This window comes from Acidibrevibacterium fodinaquatile, assembly GCF_003352165.1.
Lineage (GTDB): Bacteria > Pseudomonadota > Alphaproteobacteria > Acetobacterales > Acetobacteraceae > Acidibrevibacterium > Acidibrevibacterium fodinaquatile.
Map to the genome: position 1 here is coordinate 149519 of NZ_CP029176.1, position 17813 is coordinate 167331.

Here is a 17813-nt window from a genome sequence, read left to right on the forward strand (position 1 = left end):
CATACCGGTCAGCGATTTCGCTGACCGGTATCAGACGCCACCGGTCGCGTAGGTCGCGAAGGGGAAGCGATAATCGAACGGCGAGGGCAGCGGCGTCTGGCGCCCCTTGCGTTCGTCGGAAGTGAGGATGATGGAAAAGAACGCTTCCGGCGTCAGTGAGGCTTTTTCCAGGATCGAGGGATAGAGCCCGCGCGCGCTGTCATCGGCCCAGCGGTCGAGCACGAAGCGATAGACGACGTCGACGAAGCGCTCGACCCCCATCTCGCGGCAATGCCGTGGCAGATCGAATTGCGCGAGATGGCCGAGCACGTCTTCATCGCGCCAGATCGCGCGCTCGCGCGGGCTTTCGGGAAGCCCGGCGCGGATTTCGGGGTCGGCCGGCATGACAAGCGCGAGGTCGCGCGCGATCTCGATTTCGCCGCCATCCGCGAGCACCGCGATCAGGGTGAAAACATGTTCCCCGGGCGGCAATTCGCGGCTCAGGCGGGCGAAGAAGCCGCAATGGCCGAGCCCTTTGCCGGCGTTCAGCAGATCGAGACGAAACGCGTCCGCGACCGCTTCGGCGATGGGCTCGTTTTCCCACAAAACCCGCACATGAGTGCGCGCAAGGACGCCCGGGCGGCAGGCCCAGCCGGCGATGAAACCATCGCGGGTGAAACCGTCGAGGCCACCTTCGAAAACCGCCGCCGGGCGCGAAAGACTGGCGCCGGCGGCGAGCGGCGCGACGGCGGAAACGACGCCTGCGGCGGCAGGCGCAGAGGGGGCGTGGGCGGCCATGATCGTCCTGACTTCCTCCTCGCTTATGACGCGCTGTGCATTCCGATAAACCGCGCAGCACCGTCCGTATATCGCTTTTTCGCGAGATTTGTGAGAATTTCCATTTCCATCGGCGCCGACCTCGCTGATACTAGCCTCCGGCATCTGGCTGGTTTTCCTCACACGCGGATATTTCATGGCCCCATGGAACACTCTCTTGGTTTGAGCCGGGTGGGAGCGAATGGCCTGGCGGCGGACATGCCAGATTGGCTCAAGGAAAGCGGCGTTTTGGTGGCGAGCGCGCCGCTCGGGCATTGCGCCGCCGGCGCGGTGGTGCCGCTCGCCGCATGCGTAACGCGCCAAGTCTTGTTCGGATGGGAGGCGCAGATGCGGGCCTTCGCGAGCCATCTCGCGACGCTCGGCCGGACGCTGTTCGTGACACCCGCGCCGGAGATTTTTTCCGGCCCCGAAAGCCGCGCCCACATCACCCGCGCGACAGGCTGGGACGGGCATGGCGGCCTCACCCATCTGCGTTTTGGCGCGCCCTATTTCGCCCGGGTATTGAAAGGGGCGCATAACCTCATGGTGCTCGCCGAGCATCGCGTCACCCCGCCCTTGACCCCGACCTATCATCCCTTCGGCAGCGGCAACCGGCTGCCGGCGGCGATGGCGCGGGTGCTGCTCTATCAGCCGCAGGGATTTCTGCCGAACGTCTTTTCGGCACTGTTTGACAGTGTTTTACAACCCATAGAAACCGGCTGAAACTCTAACAAGAGCGTCCGCACTCATTCCGTTGTGTGCCGTCACGTCCGGCGCTAGAGTGTTGCATCATAAGTGGCATGGTGCAGTGCGATGGCAGGCGGCAAACTCAATTCCCTGACGGTTAAGCGGCTCTCGAAGCCGGGTGCTTACCCGGACGGCGGCAACCTCTACTTGAGGATCACGCCGAGCGGCGGCAAATCCTGGTGCTTCCGATACAAGCGGCGGAATCCCGTCACCGGCGCGGACGTGACGCACTGGGTTGGCCTAGGCAGTGAGGAACTGCTTTCCCTGGCTGAAGCGCGAGCACGCGCTCTCGAATATCGCAAGCTGGTAAGGAACGGCGGCGACGCTCTCGCCGTTGAGCGTGCCAGGCGTGCCGGTCATGCCGGCGGTCGGCCGTTCTTCGAGGTGATGGCGGCATATCTCGAAGCGCACCGCGCCGGCTGGCGATCCGAGAAACACGCTCGCGAATGGCAAACAACGCTCGAACGACATGCCGCGCGCCTGCTGCCGCTATCCATCACCGCGATCGACACCGGCGCCGTGCTCGCCGTGCTGCGGCCTCTCTGGAATGAGAAAACCGAAACCGCATCCCGTCTGCGCGGCCGCATCGAGGCCGTGATCGACTACGCCACAGCGCGCGGCTGGCGGGTCGGCGAGAACCCGGCACGATGGCGCGGTCATCTTGCCAAGCTGCTGCCGCAACGCTCGAAGGTTGCGGCGGTAGCGCATCATGCCGCTGTGCGCTGGCAGGATATCGGCAGGGTGATGGCGCGGCTCGCTGAGAGCCAAGGAACCGGCGCTCGATGCCTGCAATTCCTGATCCTGACGGCAGCGCGAAGCGGCGAGGCGAGAGGCGCGCGATGGTCCGAGATCGACCTCGACGGCGGCCTATGGACGGTTCCGGCCGAGCGCATGAAGGCCGGCCGAGATCACCGCGTGCCGCTCTCTGAGCCTGCGCTCGCGATCCTGCGCGAGATGATGGCGCTCAGGCGCCGACCTGATGGCCTGGTGTTCCCTGGCGGCCGGCCTGGCGCGCCGCTGAGCGATGTCTCGCTGAGTGCCGCCTTACGCACTGCCGGCGGGGGAGATGCCACGGTTCACGGGATGCGCAGCACGTTTCGCGACTGGTGCGCCGAGGCGACTGGTGCGCCGAGCGCGGTCGCCGAGGCCGCGCTTGCACACGCGAACCGCGACCGGGTCGAAAGTGCTTATGCGCGCACGGATCACTTGGACAAGCGCCGCCTGCTGATGGCCGCATGGTCTGAGCACTGCTTGCGCTCGCCTGACGCCGTGGCGGACGTGCTGCCGCTGCGCCGCGCCTGAAACGAGACGGCCGAGGAAGCGCCTGATCCGCGCAACCCCGGCCTAAGCAACCCAAGGATGCCACCATGGGAAAGCCTGATTCCAGAGATAACGCCGCCACCGCGCCGCGCAAGGCGATCTTCTCGACAACGGCGCGAACGATCGAGCCGCCGCCGGGTGGCTCGCCATTACCGCCGGAACTCGACGAAATTTTGCAAATTTTCCGCGACGTGACGGGAAAGCGTTGGCGCGAGCCGGCACCCGATGCGGTGCGCGGCCATCTCGCCGATATCGCGCACCTACTGCTGATCGCGCACGGGGGGGTTGACGCCTTCCTTGATGCGCCTGCTGCACGCAACGCGCTCGATGCAATCCGCACGTTGCTTGCGACGCTGCCGGGACTTCTCACCAATGCCGAGACTGCTGCCGAGCAAGGCCGGCGGCATGGGTTGCCAAGCATAGGCGATTGGCTCGCTTGGCGCGGCAAGGAACTGTTCACCGCGCTCGAACCCTGGCGCAAGACGCTCGGTCCGCGCACCAGGCCGGACAGGCGCCGCAGCTGGCACTGGCTAGCGCGCGCACTCGCATTGCATGACGTGCCTGCGGTGATCCGCGCCGGCACCGCTGCGCGCAGAGCGTCACTCACGAAGAAAGATGCGCCGGCGGTGGTGGCGATCCAACGCCTTCTATCTCGCGCCGGCATCTCTGCCGAGGCCGCCGCTATCGTGAAGGCGCTCGCGCCGCGGAAAGTTGGAAAACTTTAGGCGAAGTTTTCGGACTTTTTCCGCGCGCCGAATGTGCAAAGTGCGCGGGTGTCCACTGAACAAACAGGAACGATGTATGGAACCTTACGCGCTCACAATTCCCGAGGCGGTGCGCTTTTCAGGCATCGCGCGGACGACGCTTTACGTTCTTGCAAGTGAAGGAAAGATCACACTGCGGAAGATCGGCCGGCGCACACTCGTTCGCGCCGACGACCTCAAGACGTTGATCGAGGAATTGCCGCTGGCCGATATCCGCTGCGCCTCGGCAAAGCCGCCGGCCGATGCCGCCTAACCCCCTGAAACTCAAGAGAAAAGGCCGCTCGACGTGTCACCGTCGGCGGCCTCGAAAAGGAAATCCTTATGGCGAGCCATCTCTATCACCCTCACCTTGCACCGGCAACCGAAATCGCGCAACGGCTCGGCTTGCGCCGCTCGCGACCCGGTGAGTGGCGCGGCCAATGTCCTTCATGCCACTATGCCGGCGCCGCCGTGCTCTCTGAGCGCGCTGGCCTGCCGCTTTTGTGGTGCGCCTCATGCCAGAATTCCGCCGCGCTCGCGGCCGCGTTGCGCTCGGCCGCCGGCGGCACGCTGCCAGCGCCTCGAGCCGAGCGCCTTCCGCGCCTCGATCGCGGCGATCCCGCTGCCCGGCTCGCGCGCGCGAAAGCCATCTGGGATGGCGGCGAGCGGATCGAGGCGGGATCGCCTGCGGCTAAGTATCTGGAACTGCGCCGAATTTCGCACGTCATACGCTCGCCGGCGCTGAGGTGGCGTGCGGATACACCGCATCCGAGCGGCGGCAGGCGCATCGCGCTGGTCGCTCGGATCGACGCGCCGGATGGGAAATTCGCAGCGATTCAGCGCGTTTTCCTGAAACAGCACGGCACGAAAGCCGATGTTGAGCCACAAAAAGCGAGCCTCGGCACCATCGCCGGCGGTGCGGTGCGGCTGCAATCTTGCAGTGATGCAGTCGTGATCGGCGAAGGCATCGAAAGCGCCGCCGCTGCCGGCGCGATCCTTGGCCTGCCGGCTTGGGCCGCCGTTTCGGCCGGTAATATGGCAAAATCCTTGATCCTGCCGCCGGAAATTCGCAGCGTGGTCATCGCCGCCGATAACGACCCGGTCGGCTTGCGCGCCGCCGAAGCGGCGTGGCGACGCTGGCGAGCGGAAGGCCGAAGCGTGCGAATCGTCAAGCCAAATCAAAAGGATGGCGATTTTAACGATTTGCAGCGCGATGCCGCGCGGGAGATCGAGCAGTGAGTGGCGACTTTTCAGAGCACGTGCCGCCGGCTGAACCCCTCGAAACCCTCGCCGAGCGCGCGGCGGCTGATCCCGCCGTAGCGTTCGCGCCGGACGTGATCGACGCGCTCGCGGAACTGCGCGCCGAGGATCGCGGCCGATTTGAGGCCGTCCGATCGGCCTTAAAGCGCGCCGGCGTGCGCGTTGGCGTTCTCGATCCACTGATCCACGCCGCCGCCGGCGATGATGGCGGCCGGCCGTCTCATGCGGACCTGCTCATTGAAATCGCCGACGAATGCGATCTTTCCCATGACCGCGACAAGCGTGCCTTTGCCGATATCCGCGTTGGCGCCGTGCGCGAAACATGGCCGGTGAGATCGGCAGCCTTCCGCCGCTTGCTTGGCCGCGCCTTTTATCAAAGGCACAACGGCGCACCGAACGCGGATGCGATGTCATCGGCGCTCGCGGTGATCGAGGCGAAGGCACATTACGACGCGCCAGAGCGGCCGATCTTCCTGCGTATCGGCGAGCATGACGGCCGGCTTTATGTCGATCTCTGCAACAGCGAATGGCAGGCGATCGAGATCGACGCTGATGGATGGCGCGTCGTTTCCGAGCCGCCATGCCGGTTCCGGCGCGCCGCCGGGATGCTGCCGCTGCCGGAACCGACGCGCGGCGGATCGCTCGAAGCCTTGCGCGGACTGCTGAATATCAGCACTGAGCAACAATTCGTCCTTGCCGTGGCGTGGCTGTTGGCGACGTTCCGGCCTTCCGGGCCGTATCCCGTTCTGATCGTTTCCGGTGAGCATGGTTCCGCAAAAACGTCGTTCGTGACCGCCTTGCGCGCGATGGTCGATCCGAACAGCACGCCGATGCGATCGACGCCGCGCGATGATCGCGATCTATTCATTTCGGCAAGCAACGCTCACGTCTTGGCTTTCGATAATCTGAGCGGACTGCCTGGCTGGCTTTCCGATGCGCTATGCCGACTGGCGACCGGCGGCGGTTTCAGCACGCGGCAGCTATATAGTGACTCAGATGAAATTCTATTCGATGCGATGCGGCCGATCGCGGTCAACGGCATCGAGGATGTCGTGACCAGGCCTGATCTCGCCGATCGCGGACTTTTCGCGGCGCTGGCGGCAATCGCCGAAACAGATCGGAAAACCGACAAGGAAATGCGCGCGGCGATCGCGGCGGCGCGGCCTTCGATCCTTGGCGCGGCGCTCGATGCGGTTGCGAACGGCCTGCGGCGGTTGCCGGAAATCAGGCTCGAACGACTGCCGCGCATGGCTGATTTCGCCGTTTGGTCGGTGGCGTGCGGTGACGGCCTGCTATGGCCGGAAGGCGGGTTTATGGCGGCGTTCTCCGAGAATCGAGCGCAGGCGATTGGCGACGTGATCGAAGGGGATGCCGTTGCCTCGGCCGTGGTGAGGCTGATGACCGAGGCCGCCGAATGGACCGGAACCGCCGCCATGCTGCGCCAGCGTCTCGGCGAGATCGCCGGCGAGGCTGCGACGAAGGCTCGAACCTGGCCAGCGAACGATCGCGCACTCGCGGGAAAGTTGCGGCGGATCGCGCCATTCCTGCGCTCGCCGAGCGTTGGCATCGCACTCACGTTCACCCGCGACATGCGCGGCCGGTATATATGCCTTCGCCGATCCCCTTCAGTAGGGGATTTTGCGTCATTTGCGTCATTAGCGTCATCGAAACGAAAAAACGGCGGATTTCCGCCGGTTTCAGAGCATCGAGGCCATGACGCAAACCATGACGCAAACGCGGCCTATGACGCAAACGGCCTCGGCCATGACGCAAACCATGACGCAAACGCGGCGCCTGATTCAGTTTGCGTCATGCCTAAACCATTGAAAACGCTTCCCCATGACGCAAATGACGCAAATGACGCAAATTCCCCTTCCTTTGGGGATCGGGAAAGCAAGCATATGCGCCGGGGAGTGCTATGAGCGCGGCCTCACGCCTTCGCGAGCGGCTTGCCGAAGCCGGCGTTGCACTCGCGCTCGATGGTGACGGCAACCTAGAGTGGCAGGCAGCGGCCGAACCCCCGGCCGGCCTGCTCGCCGAAGCCAAGCGCCTCAAGCCGGAACTGCTCACGCTCTTGCGATCCGAGACGGCGAACGAGAACGGCTCGGCGCTGCTCTCGATGAGCGAGATCACCAGTCTGGTGGCAGCGATCGCCGGCGCTGATCCGCTCGCCGCGCCGGATCGGGTGCGCGAGGCTGCTTGCCGGATGCGCCGTGCTGGTCATGCTCGATCCGAGATCGCCAGCACGCTGCTGCCTGCCGTGCCGCTGGCGACGATCGCGATGGCCGCGCGGCTGGCGCTCGAAGATGGGTGGACGGATGCCGAAGCAGAGGAGGCCGCGACATGATCCCGCGCTCGATCCCCTGGCGTGCCACCGGCGCCGACCGTGAGGCGCCATCGCCGGCTGAGCGGCTGGCAACCCTAGCACGGGCGATCGGCCGCCTAGCACCTGACTGGCGCGATCCTGAGCGGTATTATGAGGCCAGAAGCGAACTCGCCGAGGAAGTCCGCCGGCTGGCGCGGACGTTGGAAGGGGAATCACCATGACCTCATCCGATGATGATGACGACGATGCCTGGCTGGCGGCCGATGGCGAGGCGCGAGCCTGCTATTCCGTCGTGCGCGCGGCGATCTTCGAAGATGGCGAACCCGGTAGCGATCCCGTTGCCGCCATCACGCGGCTTGGCGAGTTGATGAAGGCCGGGGATCGAGATGCCGCTGTTGCGCTGTTCATTCTTTACGATCTCGACGAGAAAATGCGGCGCGGCCGCAGAGCGAGAAGGACAAAAGCGACATGAACCATCCTGAAAACAAGGAAAGAACAGGCAATCGCGACGTTGCTGGTCGCTTCAAGCCTGGTCATTCCGGCAACCCCGGCGGCCGGCCGAGGCGCGAGCGTGTCATCGGCGAGATGCTTGACTATATGACGCCGGCCGTTCTTGAGCGTTGCTACCAGGCGGCGATGAACGATAGCACCGCCGATCGAAAGCTTATCCTCGATCGTGGTGCGCCTGTTCCTCGCGGTGGCACGACGACGATGGACCTCGGCTCGCTCGGCAGCCTGGCGGATTGCCAAGCGGCGATCCAAAGGGTCGCGGATGCGGTTGGCTGCGGTGATCTCCCCCCAGGCGATGCCGCGCCGATGCTGGCGTTGATCGACGTGGCGCGCCGGACGATCGAAAACCTCGACCTCGATGCTAGGCTGCGTGCGCTAGAGGAGCGTGCCGCGAGCCAATGAGCGCATCCCTGGCGCGTAGGCTTGAGGCGCTCGAACGCTCGACCAGGGTCGGCGTGGTGGTGATCGACCCTCGATGGGTGATCCCGTTCGGTGAGACGTGCGCGGCTGGTTCCGGCAATGCTTCCATCGCGGATGCTGGCCTGATCCGCTGCAAGCCGCGCTCGATAGCGGCTGACCGCTGCCGGCGGCGAGGATATGGCGTCACACCGGCGCGAGATATCGGCGAGATGGCCGCGAGATGCGTGCCGATGCCGCGCCGATGCCGCGCCGATGCGAGGCTGATGCGCCATCCCTTGCCGTGCGATCACGCTTTCGCGAGGCCACTAACGCCGCACGTCATCCACCCTAACGCCGCGCTGCCATTCGTCCGGTGCCGTTCGCCTTGGTGCGCTCTAGTCCGGCTTCAAAGTGTAGCTTGGCGGGTATATCTCGAAAACGCGGGTTTGCGAATTTACTCGATGAATACAGGGAACTTTACAAATCCGTTGGCGGAAGGGATTTCTGCCGAGCCGCACGGACGGCGGCGCCGTCGCCAGCGAGTGCCTTCCCGCCGGCTTCGCAACCGCCGATCTGCCGCCGCCGGCGGGCGGCGCGGCGCCGCGCCTGGTCGGCGGCGATGCGTCCGGCCTGATCGTCCGCTCCTTCACCGAATATGATCCCGCCCTCTGGTCGCAGCCGCCGGCCGAGGCGGTGATGCCGGCGCTGCTTGACTGGCGCGGTGTCGTCGCGATGCGCGAGGTCGCCCGCGAACGCGGCGAGCCGGTGCCGCGCTTGATCATGATGCCGTGGAATCTCGCCTATCCCGCCAGCATCATCCCCGATCTCATCGAAAAGCTCGCGCATTCCGGCGGCCTTGCCGCAACCCTCGGCCGGCTGGTGCTGTTTCCCTATAACGAGACCGCCGACACGGTCGGCCAGATCACCATGGTGGTCGAGAACGCCCGCCGCTTGCTCCACGTGGCGCCGGCCGAGCTTCGCCATCTGTTCATCGCCCGGTTGGCGTCCTACCGCGCCGCCGCGACGCTGGCGGCGCTGTTTGAGAGCGTCTGGCTCGAAGCGGACGCGCCCGACCGGCTCTGGACAGAGCGCCGGCTCGCCGCCCTCGGTCTCCCCTTTGCCCTGCTCGCGACAGCGCCCGAAGGCGCGGCCGCGGCGCCGCGCCCGCACCACGCAGCAGCGCGTTTCACGGTCAGCGCCGATGAGGTGCGGCTGATCAATACCGACGATCAGTTCGGCGAGCGGCTATTCTCCGTCGGCACGCTCTCGGCGCGCGCCCTCGCCGCTTTGCTGCATCGGACCTTGGAAGAAGCGGCGGCGCCGCAAACCGCGGCGGCGCCCGCGCCGGCGAGGCACGAGGAAGGCGAGCGACCGGCCGAGCGCGAGCCCGCCAAGCCGCGGGCCCGCCCGCGTGACGCCGGGAAGGCCGCCGTCAAACCCACCGCCGCCAAGCTTGCGCCGGCCGCCGGGCCGCGGCGGGGGCTCTCATGAACGCGCGCTTTGCCGAGATCGCGGCGGCGCTCGATGCCGGCGGCTGGCAGCTTTATTTCGACGTCTCGCCGCTTTTCGAAGAGCATTGGACCGGGATCCCGGTGGTCGCCGCTGGACTAGCGCGCATCCTGCTCGCGCGATTTCCCCGCCATGTCCATTTCTTCTATGAACATCACCGCGTCCTCGAGGCCGCCGTCTGCGATGCGCTGGCGAGGAGCAGCGGGCTGTTTCTCCATCGCGATTTTTTCCGCGGCGTCGCGCAGGGCGGTAAACTCCCCGCGCTCGATGCCCGCCGCAATGCGATCGGCCTCTATCCCTCGGTCAAGCGGGTGACGCAGATCTTTCCCATCGAATGCAGCCTCTATCATGATCTCTCGACGCTGATTACGCCGCATTTCCACGTCATCGAGAATATCCGCCATCACCAGAAGGGCTTGGTCGATGATCTCCGCACCAATGCGCTGACCTTCGGTGTCTCGCAGGCGACGGTCGATGATCTCAAAGCCTATCTCGGCGCGCCGGCGGAGCGTGTTTTCGTCGCCTATAACGGCGTCTCCTGGCCGGATTGGTATGAGGTGCAGGCGCAAAACATGCCGGTCCCGTTCGACGGCGATCCCTATTTCCTGGTCCTCAGCACGCGCGAGCCGCGCAAGAACATCCGCTGCGTGTTCGAGCTACTCGCCCTGTTTCCGGAAATCCTCGAGACCACCCGCGTCGTCATCGCCGGGCGCGCCGGCTGGCTTTTGGAGGCGCAGTCGCCGCCCGCCATCCTCGAAAAAGCCCTGCGCGAGGGGCGGATCATTTTCCCCGGGTTCGTCTCCGATTTCGACAAATATCTCCTGCTCCGCGGCGCCGAGGCGACGATCTACCCCTCCTTTTTCGAGGGATTTGGCCTGCCGGTGCTGGAAAGCCTTTCGGCGGGAACGCCGGTGATCAGCTCCTTCAGCGCTTCGCTCCCGGAAATCGGCGGCGATGTTTGTCTCTATTTCGACCCGTTTTCGGCCGAGAGCCTCTATCGGATGGTGCGCGAGGTGCAGGAAAACCCACTCAAGCGGCGGCCGGATTTCATCAATCGGGCGCGCGCGATCACGGCGCGGTTTTCCTGGGACAACATGCTGCTCCAGATCATGGACCCGCTGGCGGCCTATCTTGCGACCCTGCCGCCGCGCGACATGTCGCGAGCGGGCGGCGCTGTTCGCCGGACGGGGTGAAATTGGCGGGGTCGAGCCAGGTCCGGCAAACCTCGCCCCCTTCCGGCCGTTCACCTGGCGCGGGGCGCCGTCATCGTTCAGTCATTGACGGAGGCTGGCAATTTTTCTACGATCGCGGCTGAGGGCATGACGTTGTGCCGAGCCTTGCCGTTAGTGGAAGGTCGTGCTTATGAATGTCGTGCGGAATTCTGTCCGATGCGGTTCCGGCCTCGCGTTCGTTATTTCGTTCGCGGCGCTCCTGGCGGCTCTTTCGCCGGTATCGGCGGCCGCGTTCCTGGGATCGGCGGAGAGTTTCGCGGTGTTGGGCGCCAGCACCGTGACCAATACCGGCGCGACCACGCTCACTGGCGATCTCGGGCTCTATCCGGGCACCTCGATCACCGGAGCCGGGACGATCAGCTTGACCGGAACCGAACATGACACCGATGCTGTCGCGCAACAGGCGCAGAGCGATGCCAGCACGGCTTATACCACCCTCACCGGCCTGTCGCCGACAGAGACGCTGACCGGGCGGAATCTCGGCGGGCTCACGCTGACCCCGGGCGTCTATTTCTTTGCCAGCTCGGCGCAATTGACGGGCACGCTCACGCTCGATTTCTCCGGGAATCCCAACGCGGCGTTCGTGTTCCAGATCGCCAGCACGCTCACCACCGCCAGCAATGCCGCCGTCGACGTGACCGGCGGCGACGCCAACAGCGGCATCTACTGGCAGGTCGGCAGTTCCGCGACGCTTGGCACCAGCACGGTTTTTGCCGGCAACATTGTCGCCGATACCAGCATCACCCTCAATACCGGGACGGATATCGTGTGCGGCCGCGCCATCGCGCTGAACGGGGCGGTGACGATGGATACGAACACGGTCTCGAACACCTGCGCGGGGAGCAACACCGGATTCAGCGGCTCGCCGACCGGCGGTTCGACATCGGTGCCCGAGCCGGCCGCGATCTGGGGGCTCGGCGCCGGACTGGTCGGCCTTGCTCTCGTGCGCCGGCGGCGGAACGGCGTGCGCGTCGGCGGCGCCTGAGCGCGCGGCGATGGTAGAGGTCAGGCGGGCGGGGGAAGCAGAGCGGCGAGCGGGCGGCGCTGTTCGCCGGACGGGGTGAAATTGGCGGGGTCGAGCCAGGCTTCGAAGGCCGTCCGCACCGCCGGCCATTCCTGATCGGTGATCGCAAACCACGCAGTGTCGCGGCTGCGGCCCTTATAGACCACGGCCTGGCGGAAAATCCCCTCGAAGCGGAAGCCGTAACGGAGCGCGGCGCGGCGCGAGGGCGCGTTGAGGCTGTCGCATTTCCACTCATAGCGCCGGTAGCCGAGTTCGTCGAAGGCGCGGCGCATCATGAGGAACATCGCCTCGGTGCCGGCCGGGCGGCGTTGGAGGGCGGGGGTGAAAAGAATATGCCCGACCTCGATCACACCATTGCCGCGATCGATGCGAAGATAGGCGGCGAGCCCGACGGCGCGGCCATCGGCGAGCCGGATCGCATGAAACAGCGGATCACCGTCGGCGCGGCGCCAGGAAGCGGCGCAGCTCTCGAGCCAGGCTTGGAACGCCTCGCGCCCCGCCGGCCGCTCGGCCACGAGATAGGTCCAATCCCGCGCATCGGGCGCCAATTGGTCGGCGGCGAAGAGATCGTCGCCGTGGCGCGCCGGATCGAGTGGTTCGATCCGGCAAAAGCGCCCTGCGATCGGGCTTGCCGGCGGATGCGGGCGCGGCGACCAGCCGGCAAGCGCGGCGCCGATCGTCTGACCGAACGGGTTCTCGCGTGTGTCCATCCCTCATCCCTTCCACGGATTTTTCCCCGCCGAGGATGGCGGTTGCAAACGAGGCTGGCAAGGCGGCGGAGGTCGGGTTGCCGGCGGGCGGCGGGCAGGGATATACCCGTGGGACAGATCACCGCAAGAAAGCGGCGACCGGCAGGGGGCCACCACGGGGGGCCACACGGCCAGGACGCAACCACAAGGACAGCCTCGCGCCCGCGATGGCAAAAAAACAAGGCGGCTTCACATGGACCTCAAGGATTACATCCGCGGCATTCCCGATTTTCCCAAGCCCGGAATCTTGTTTTACGATATTTCGACCCTGCTCCGGCATCCCGATGCTTGGCAGGTGGCGATGGGGCGGCTGGCCAATGTCGTGCGCGCCTATCAGCCTGATCTCCTCGCCGGCATCGAAAGCCGCGGCTTTCTGCTGACCGCGCCGCTGGCGCTCAAACTCGGCTGTGGTTTCGTCATGCTGCGCAAGCGCGGCAAGCTGCCGGGGGAAACGGTCGCGCGCGATTACGCCCTCGAATATGGCGCCGACCGGCTGGAGATCCAAAAAGACGCCGTGGCGCCGGGGCAGCGCGTGGTGCTGCTCGATGATCTGCTGGCGACCGGCGGCACGATGGCGGCGGCGGTGGCGCTGCTGCGTGAAGCCGGGGCGGTGGTGCCGGCGGCGGCGGCGCTGATCGAGCTTGCTTTCCTCGGCGGGCGGGCGCGGCTCGATGTGCCATTTTCCGCGCTCGTGAGTTATGATGCGTGACCGCGATGGGTGAGCGCGCGGGCGGCCGCGGGCGGCCGCGGGCGAGTTTTTCGCGCCGGCGCCTCCTCAAAGCGACGATGGTCGCCCCCCTGCTTGCCGCGCGTCGGGCGGTGGCGGCGCTTCCCGCGCAGCCGTTTGGCGATGGCGCGACGCTGCTGGTCGCAGGCCCGGTCAATGGCCGGCTGGATCGGATCTCGGCGCATCTCGCTGGCGCTTTGCTGCCCGGGCTGCCGTCTGGGACGCCGATCAGGCGGGTTGCCCGCGGCGGGCCGGACGGGGTCGCCGGGGCGAACGAATTCGCCGCCCGCGTCATGCCCGACGGACAAACCGCGTTGCTGCTCCCCGGGGTCGCGGTGATCGATTGGCTGGCCGGCGATAATCGCTGCCATTTCGAGGCCAATCGTTTCGTGCCGGTGTTGGGCGGGCTCACCTCGCGGGTTCTGGTCGGGCGCAACGGCATCGATCTCGGCCAAACCGCGACCCCGGTGCGGATCGCCGCGTCGCGCCCGGTCGGGCCCGATCTGCCGGCGCTGCTCGGGGTCGATCTCCTCGGCGCGCGGGCGGTGCCGGTGTTTGGCCTCGAAGGGGTCGCCGCGCGCGCGGCGCTCGCCCGCGGCGAGGTCGATGCGGTGCTGGTGCAGGGCGCGGATATCGCCGAGGCACGGCTCGCGCTCGCGACGTTGGCGACACCTTTGTTCTCCTTCGGCATGATCGACGCCGACGGGCATCTCGGCGCCGATCCGGCGCTGCCGGACGTGCCGCACCTGCCGGCGCTTTACGAGCGGCTGCGCGGCGCCCCGCCGGCGGGCGCGATCTATGCCGCCTGGCGGAGCGCGGCGGCGGCCGCGATCCTCGATTTCGCGTTGGTTTTGCCGGCCTTGACGCCGCCGCCTTTGGTCGCGCTGTGGCGCGCCGCCGGGCGCGAGGTGATGGCCGATCAGGGCTGGCAGCAAAGTGCCGGGATCGAGGCGACGCGCATCCTCGCTGGGCCGGAAACGACGGTCTGTCTCGGCACCGGGGTGACGCGGCCGCCGGCCATCATCGATCTTCGCCGCTGGCTCGCCGAGCGGCTCGACTGGCATCCGGGCTAGCGCAAGGTAGGTTTTGATTGAACCACCCTGTTCCATCAAAACCGGCCAACTTGCTCGCCAAAATAGGTGTAGAGCATGATCGACGTAAACCGATCGCGCTCTAGTGTCCCGTTTCGGAAATTCGCAAGCGAATGCGAATTTCTGATGTCATGGACACGCGCTCTTTAGCTTTCAGGGGCAGGACAGGAGAGCGCCGGCGGCGCAAAGAATTTCTTCATCTTCTTCCGCTAGGGTTTGCGCTCCATCAGCCGCGGAAGATGCAAAACGCATGACGAAACCCGCCCATCTTTTTCTCGCCACCCCGTGTTTCGGCGGGCTGGTGACCCAGGGTTACATGGAATCGGTGATCGCCTTGATGCAACAGGCGCCGCTTGCGGGATTCGATCTCTCGCTGGCACTCCTCGGTCATGACGCGATGATCAGCCGCAGCCGCAATACCCTGGTCGGGCATTTCATGCGCCAGGCCGCGGCAACGCATCTTCTGTTCATCGACGCCGACATCGCGTTTACGCCCGACCATGTGGCGCGGCTGTTGCGCGCCGGGAAGGACGTCGTCGCCGGGATGTATCCGATTAAGGCGCTGCATTGGGACCAGGCGGCGGAGGCGCGGCGCGCCGGCGGCGAAGCGCCAGAAACCGCGGCCATGCTTTATGTCGGCGAGCCCTGCCGTGGCCCGGCGCTGATCCGCGAGGGCGATTTCGTCACCGCCGAATATGCCGGCACCGGCTTCATGCTGATCCAGCGCCACGTGATTGAGCGCATGATCGCCGCCTACCCCGAAACCCGCTATGGCGGCGCGCATATTTTCAGCGCCGGGGTGCCGGCAACCGCCTACAACCACGCTTTGTTCGACGGCATGATCGACCCCGAGAGCCACGTCTATCTCAGCGAGGATTACACGTTCTGCCGGCGCTGGCGTCAGCTCGGCGGCAGTCTCTGGCTCGACACCCAAGCGCGGCTGACCCATGCCGGGTCGCATGATTTCAAAGGGAACCCGGCGCTCCGCTACGCCGCCTAGATTTTCCCGCGCTCTGCGATCGCCTCCCCCTCCCGCGGGCCTGCCGCGGGCTGGCTTGGCGCGTGGTAACGATTTTTTAATCAATGCCGTCGTAATTTTTGATACACCTGAGATGAGGGGGGTAAAACCGCCCGACTCAGGCGAGGTCGATCCGTCTCAAACAGCAATAGAGCATGGTATCATCATGTCCGGCCAAGTTTCCGTCAACACGGCGGCCTTGCCGAGTGTGTCAACCGCCCGCTCGGTGGCAAATCCGTCTTCCTCGTCGGCCGCGCCCGACCCGGCGCCGGCTGCGTCGCCGCAGGCGCCCTTCCTCAACCCGCAAATGACGATCGATCCCGCGCTCGGGATCACCGTCATCGAGTTCTTAAGCAGCACCGGGGCGGTGGAAAATTCGATTCCGTCTCAGCATCAGCTCGACGCCTATCGCCAAGCGCAGGCGGAGCAGACGACGCCCGCCCCCGGCACCGTCGCCAAGGGCTAAGCGCCGCGAAAGAACCCGACCCGGGCGCGTGCCGCGCTCGCAAGGCATGCGGTGTCCAATTCGTAGCGGGTGCGGCGATTTTTGGGAGACACGCTTATGCATAGCGACCGAGCACCGTTGGCGCTATCATCGCAGCCGCTTTCCATATTGATCGGCCTGTGGATGAATAATCGTGAGCAATTCCGTCGACTGCTGGATTTGTGGCAATCCGGCGACCAGTCGTGAACACAAAATCAAACGGTCGGATTTGCGTGCGGTGCTCGGCACCCCGACGCAGGAAAAGCCATTTTACTATCACGACGGGACGACCAAAAAAAACCGCTTGGTCCGAAGCCTGAAGGCAGACTGCCTCAAGTTACCGAGCCGGCTTTGCGCGCGCTGCAACAATCAGCGAACCCAACCTTACGACCGTGCATGGGAGCACCTGTCGTGCTGGCTCAGGAACCGTCGCCCGTCTCTCAAAGTCGGGGATGTCATTTGCGCGGATTGCATCTGGACGCAGGGCGCTACCGAGCAAATGCAATACGTTCAGCTATATTTCACGAAGCTGACCGGCTGTCACCTCGTGCAGGCAGGAATCAATTTCGACCGAAAGTCGCTGGCGGATTCCATTCTGATCAGGAGGGCAAACCCGCACATCTATCTGAAATTCAGGTTGAGCAGGAAAGCCTCGTTTGTAGGGATGACAGATCTGCTCTCCGGCGCGCCGCCCGCTCACGATCCACGCGGCTTTGCCGTGTGGATATACGCCTTGGGGTCATTGGCGATTGAGGTCCAGTACGTGAACACGGGTGGCGGGCCAATTGCGCTGCCGGACGCTTGGCATCCAGCTTCCGGGTTGAACAAATTTGTGATCACCGCGCCACTTGATGAACGTGAGCCGCAAAAGGGCTAACATTTAGGCCGGAAGGTGATGCCGGTCAGATGGACAGGCTCCGGAGGAGAAAAACCGGCGCATAGCCGGACCGAATCGATCCGGCTATGCTTTGTTAACTCCGTGTTTAAAGGCCAGATTCGCGTCTCCGACAATTTCGCTCAATGCAGCGAAATCGGCACCATTTCGTGCTGCACGATCGCCGCCAGGGCGAGATCGCGGTCAGGGGTCACGGCCAGCGGCGCGCCATCGGCGCCGTGGATCGCAAAGGCAGGCGCGCCTTGCACCACCACCGGCTTGATATAGGCGATCTGGGAGACGCCAAGGCGGGCGAATTCCAACGGCGAAAGATGGCGGATATCAGCCCACACCGGTTTGTCGGCCGAGGGAGTGGCATTGTCTTCGGTGTTCATGGTCATCATCTCCTGCGCCAGGGCGGCATGCGCGAAGCCATGCCGGATCCCTGCGATTATGGTCATTCGCCGCCCGCGCGGCCGAGTTCGCCAGTCCTGCCGAGTTCGCCCATCTTGCCGATCTTGATGGTGCGCGCCCGGGATTCGGCCCGCGGCCTCGCGAGGTCGATATGGAGCAAGCCCCGATCGAGCCATGCCCCTTCCACTTCGATCCCGTCGGCCAGGACGAAGCTGCGCTGAAACTGCCGCGCAGCGATGCCGCGATGGAGAAACACGCGCCCTTCCATCTCCTCGGTCTGACGCCCTTTGATCACCAGCTGATGGTTTTCCGTGGTGATGTGCAAATCCCCCATGCCGAACCCCGCGACCGCCAGAGTGATGCGAAGACGGGAGCCGCCGAGCTGCTCGATATTGTAGGGGGGATAGCCGTCGGCGGCGGATTTTGCGGCGCGTTCGAGGATCTGCTCGAGATGATCGAAGCCGAGAAAGAGCGGCGATGGAAAGACACGTGACGACATCGGGCCTCCTCCTAGGAGCGAAGCTGGCACCGGAACCCGTTTAGGCATTCCGGCTGCAATTCATCTTGGTAGGGCATCGCGGCGTTGCAAGA

23 protein-coding genes are annotated in these 17813 nt (G+C 65.4%); 18 read left to right on the forward strand and 5 right to left on the reverse strand.

Annotation, left to right across the window (positions count from 1 at the left end):
- Nucleotides 1–30: 30 nt before the first annotated feature.
- Entirely contained in the window at nt 31–777 is a 747-nt protein-coding gene (locus DEF76_RS00645) for a hypothetical protein (RefSeq protein WP_162800412.1), read from the reverse strand.
- A gap of 237 nt (nt 778–1014) precedes the next feature.
- Here DEF76_RS00645 and DEF76_RS00650 point away from each other — a divergent pair, with 237 nt between their 5' ends.
- The 5 genes from DEF76_RS00650 (at nt 1015) to DEF76_RS00670 (ending at nt 4844) form a co-directional block, all read left to right on the forward strand.
- Nucleotides 1015–1518, forward strand: a complete 504-nt coding sequence (locus DEF76_RS00650) for a hypothetical protein (protein ID WP_162800413.1) — start codon at nt 1015–1017, stop codon at nt 1516–1518.
- A 90-nt stretch (nt 1519–1608) separates the two neighbouring features.
- Nucleotides 1609–2844, forward strand: coding sequence for a tyrosine-type recombinase/integrase (locus tag DEF76_RS00655; RefSeq protein WP_114910672.1), 1236 nt, complete (start codon nt 1609–1611; stop codon nt 2842–2844).
- Nucleotides 2845–2909: 65 nt separating this feature from the next.
- A complete protein-coding gene (locus DEF76_RS00660) occupies nt 2910–3587 on the forward strand; it encodes a hypothetical protein (RefSeq protein WP_114910673.1) in 678 nt (225 codons plus the stop codon).
- A gap of 76 nt (nt 3588–3663) precedes the next feature.
- Nucleotides 3664–3879: a helix-turn-helix domain-containing protein gene (locus DEF76_RS00665; protein WP_114910674.1), complete on the forward strand. Its 216-nt coding sequence runs from the start codon at nt 3664–3666 to the stop codon at nt 3877–3879.
- Nucleotides 3880–3947: 68 nt separating this feature from the next.
- A complete protein-coding gene (locus tag DEF76_RS00670; RefSeq protein WP_114910675.1) occupies nt 3948–4844 on the forward strand; it encodes a DUF7146 domain-containing protein in 897 nt (298 codons plus the stop codon).
- Between the two features lie 161 nt (nt 4845–5005).
- On the opposite strand, the gene DEF76_RS20105 is transcribed toward DEF76_RS00670, so the two are convergent.
- A complete protein-coding gene (locus DEF76_RS20105; protein ID WP_275895694.1) occupies nt 5006–5134 on the reverse strand; it encodes a hypothetical protein in 129 nt (42 codons plus the stop codon).
- Between the two features lie 336 nt (nt 5135–5470).
- Here DEF76_RS20105 and DEF76_RS00675 point away from each other — a divergent pair, with 336 nt between their 5' ends.
- From DEF76_RS00675 to DEF76_RS00705, 8 genes are all read left to right on the forward strand, one after another.
- The gene (locus tag DEF76_RS00675) at nt 5471–6787 is read left to right on the forward strand and encodes a hypothetical protein (protein ID WP_162800414.1); all 1317 of its coding nucleotides are present in this window, start codon (nt 5471–5473) and stop codon (nt 6785–6787) included.
- On the forward strand, nt 6784–7212 hold the full coding sequence (locus DEF76_RS00680; RefSeq protein ID WP_114910677.1) for a hypothetical protein: 429 nt from the start codon (nt 6784–6786) through the stop codon (nt 7210–7212). The genes DEF76_RS00675 and DEF76_RS00680 overlap by 4 nt, the downstream gene beginning before the upstream one ends.
- Complete coding sequence (locus tag DEF76_RS19140) at nt 7209–7412, forward strand: iron-containing alcohol dehydrogenase (protein WP_162800415.1); 204 nt, start codon at nt 7209–7211, stop codon at nt 7410–7412. The genes DEF76_RS00680 and DEF76_RS19140 overlap by 4 nt, the downstream gene beginning before the upstream one ends.
- Nucleotides 7409–7663: a hypothetical protein gene (locus DEF76_RS00685; RefSeq protein WP_114910678.1), complete on the forward strand. Its 255-nt coding sequence runs from the start codon at nt 7409–7411 to the stop codon at nt 7661–7663. The genes DEF76_RS19140 and DEF76_RS00685 overlap by 4 nt, the downstream gene beginning before the upstream one ends.
- Nucleotides 7660–8103: a hypothetical protein gene (locus DEF76_RS00690; protein ID WP_114910679.1), complete on the forward strand. Its 444-nt coding sequence runs from the start codon at nt 7660–7662 to the stop codon at nt 8101–8103. The genes DEF76_RS00685 and DEF76_RS00690 overlap by 4 nt, the downstream gene beginning before the upstream one ends.
- Nucleotides 8104–8796: 693 nt before the next feature.
- On the forward strand, nt 8797–9591 hold the full coding sequence (locus DEF76_RS00695; protein ID WP_114910680.1) for a hypothetical protein: 795 nt from the start codon (nt 8797–8799) through the stop codon (nt 9589–9591).
- Nucleotides 9588–10802 carry a glycosyltransferase family 4 protein gene (locus DEF76_RS00700; RefSeq protein ID WP_114910681.1) on the forward strand — a complete coding sequence of 405 codons (1215 nt, stop codon included), beginning with the start codon at nt 9588–9590 and terminating at the stop codon, nt 10800–10802. The genes DEF76_RS00695 and DEF76_RS00700 overlap by 4 nt, the downstream gene beginning before the upstream one ends.
- A 298-nt stretch (nt 10803–11100) precedes the next feature.
- Nucleotides 11101–11826 (forward strand): ice-binding family protein, encoded by a 726-nt coding sequence (locus DEF76_RS00705; RefSeq protein ID WP_205216063.1) that lies wholly within the window; start codon nt 11101–11103, stop codon nt 11824–11826.
- A 20-nt stretch (nt 11827–11846) separates the two neighbouring features.
- On the opposite strand, the gene DEF76_RS00710 is transcribed toward DEF76_RS00705, so the two are convergent.
- A complete protein-coding gene (locus tag DEF76_RS00710) occupies nt 11847–12575 on the reverse strand; it encodes a GNAT family N-acetyltransferase (RefSeq protein WP_114910683.1) in 729 nt (242 codons plus the stop codon).
- A gap of 232 nt (nt 12576–12807) precedes the next feature.
- Here DEF76_RS00710 and DEF76_RS00715 point away from each other — a divergent pair, with 232 nt between their 5' ends.
- From DEF76_RS00715 to DEF76_RS19145, 5 genes are all read left to right on the forward strand, one after another.
- Nucleotides 12808–13323 carry an adenine phosphoribosyltransferase gene (locus tag DEF76_RS00715; protein WP_114910684.1) on the forward strand — a complete coding sequence of 172 codons (516 nt, stop codon included), beginning with the start codon at nt 12808–12810 and terminating at the stop codon, nt 13321–13323.
- A 5-nt stretch (nt 13324–13328) separates the two neighbouring features.
- The gene (locus DEF76_RS00720) at nt 13329–14414 is read left to right on the forward strand and encodes a hypothetical protein (protein WP_114910685.1); all 1086 of its coding nucleotides are present in this window, start codon (nt 13329–13331) and stop codon (nt 14412–14414) included.
- A 268-nt stretch (nt 14415–14682) separates the two neighbouring features.
- Nucleotides 14683–15432, forward strand: a complete 750-nt coding sequence (locus DEF76_RS00725) for a hypothetical protein (protein ID WP_114910686.1) — start codon at nt 14683–14685, stop codon at nt 15430–15432.
- Between the two features lie 184 nt (nt 15433–15616).
- Entirely contained in the window at nt 15617–15916 is a 300-nt protein-coding gene (locus tag DEF76_RS00730; RefSeq protein WP_114910687.1) for a hypothetical protein, read from the forward strand.
- A gap of 172 nt (nt 15917–16088) precedes the next feature.
- A complete protein-coding gene (locus tag DEF76_RS19145; RefSeq protein WP_162800416.1) occupies nt 16089–16811 on the forward strand; it encodes a hypothetical protein in 723 nt (240 codons plus the stop codon).
- Nucleotides 16812–16951: 140 nt separating this feature from the next.
- Here DEF76_RS19145 and DEF76_RS00740 read toward each other — a convergent pair whose 3' ends face one another.
- Together DEF76_RS00740 and DEF76_RS00745 are read right to left on the reverse strand one after the other, a co-directional pair.
- The gene (locus tag DEF76_RS00740) at nt 16952–17203 is read right to left on the reverse strand and encodes a DUF1150 family protein (protein ID WP_114913570.1); all 252 of its coding nucleotides are present in this window, start codon (nt 17201–17203) and stop codon (nt 16952–16954) included.
- Nucleotides 17204–17265: 62 nt separating this feature from the next.
- Nucleotides 17266–17721 carry an Hsp20 family protein gene (locus DEF76_RS00745; protein WP_114910689.1) on the reverse strand — a complete coding sequence of 152 codons (456 nt, stop codon included), beginning with the start codon at nt 17719–17721 and terminating at the stop codon, nt 17266–17268.
- Nucleotides 17722–17813: the final 92 nt, after the last annotated feature.

Excerpts from the sequence above, each read along its gene's own strand:
- DEF76_RS00655 (WP_114910672.1), top strand. The coding sequence starts at position 1,609 with ATGGCAGGCGGCAAACTCAATTCCCTGACGGTTAAGCGGCTCTCGAAG.
- DEF76_RS00720 (WP_114910685.1), top strand. The coding sequence starts at position 13,329 with ATGGGTGAGCGCGCGGGCGGCCGCGGGCGGCCGCGGGCGAGTTTTTCG.
- DEF76_RS19140 (WP_162800415.1), top strand. The coding sequence starts at position 7,209 with ATGATCCCGCGCTCGATCCCCTGGCGTGCCACCGGCGCCGACCGTGAG.
- DEF76_RS00710 (WP_114910683.1), bottom strand. The coding sequence starts at position 12,575 with ATGGACACACGCGAGAACCCGTTCGGTCAGACGATCGGCGCCGCGCTT.
- DEF76_RS00685 (WP_114910678.1), top strand. The coding sequence starts at position 7,409 with ATGACCTCATCCGATGATGATGACGACGATGCCTGGCTGGCGGCCGAT.
- DEF76_RS00650 (WP_162800413.1), top strand. The coding sequence starts at position 1,015 with ATGCCAGATTGGCTCAAGGAAAGCGGCGTTTTGGTGGCGAGCGCGCCG.
- DEF76_RS20105 (WP_275895694.1), bottom strand. The coding sequence starts at position 5,134 with ATGGGAAAGATCGCATTCGTCGGCGATTTCAATGAGCAGGTCCGCATG.
- DEF76_RS00695 (WP_114910680.1), top strand. The coding sequence starts at position 8,797 with ATGCCGGCGCTGCTTGACTGGCGCGGTGTCGTCGCGATGCGCGAGGTC.
- DEF76_RS00730 (WP_114910687.1), top strand. The coding sequence starts at position 15,617 with ATGTCCGGCCAAGTTTCCGTCAACACGGCGGCCTTGCCGAGTGTGTCA.
- DEF76_RS00700 (WP_114910681.1), top strand. The coding sequence starts at position 9,588 with ATGAACGCGCGCTTTGCCGAGATCGCGGCGGCGCTCGATGCCGGCGGC.
- DEF76_RS00690 (WP_114910679.1), top strand. The coding sequence starts at position 7,660 with ATGAACCATCCTGAAAACAAGGAAAGAACAGGCAATCGCGACGTTGCT.
- DEF76_RS00715 (WP_114910684.1), top strand. The coding sequence starts at position 12,808 with ATGGACCTCAAGGATTACATCCGCGGCATTCCCGATTTTCCCAAGCCC.
- DEF76_RS00670 (WP_114910675.1), top strand. The coding sequence starts at position 3,948 with ATGGCGAGCCATCTCTATCACCCTCACCTTGCACCGGCAACCGAAATC.
- DEF76_RS00660 (WP_114910673.1), top strand. The coding sequence starts at position 2,910 with ATGGGAAAGCCTGATTCCAGAGATAACGCCGCCACCGCGCCGCGCAAG.
- DEF76_RS00725 (WP_114910686.1), top strand. The coding sequence starts at position 14,683 with ATGACGAAACCCGCCCATCTTTTTCTCGCCACCCCGTGTTTCGGCGGG.
- DEF76_RS00680 (WP_114910677.1), top strand. The coding sequence starts at position 6,784 with ATGAGCGCGGCCTCACGCCTTCGCGAGCGGCTTGCCGAAGCCGGCGTT.
- DEF76_RS00665 (WP_114910674.1), top strand. The coding sequence starts at position 3,664 with ATGGAACCTTACGCGCTCACAATTCCCGAGGCGGTGCGCTTTTCAGGC.
- DEF76_RS00675 (WP_162800414.1), top strand. The coding sequence starts at position 5,471 with ATGCTGCCGCTGCCGGAACCGACGCGCGGCGGATCGCTCGAAGCCTTG.
- DEF76_RS00740 (WP_114913570.1), bottom strand. The coding sequence starts at position 17,203 with ATGAACACCGAAGACAATGCCACTCCCTCGGCCGACAAACCGGTGTGG.
- DEF76_RS00645 (WP_162800412.1), bottom strand. The coding sequence starts at position 777 with ATGGCCGCCCACGCCCCCTCTGCGCCTGCCGCCGCAGGCGTCGTTTCC.
- DEF76_RS00745 (WP_114910689.1), bottom strand. The coding sequence starts at position 17,721 with ATGTCGTCACGTGTCTTTCCATCGCCGCTCTTTCTCGGCTTCGATCAT.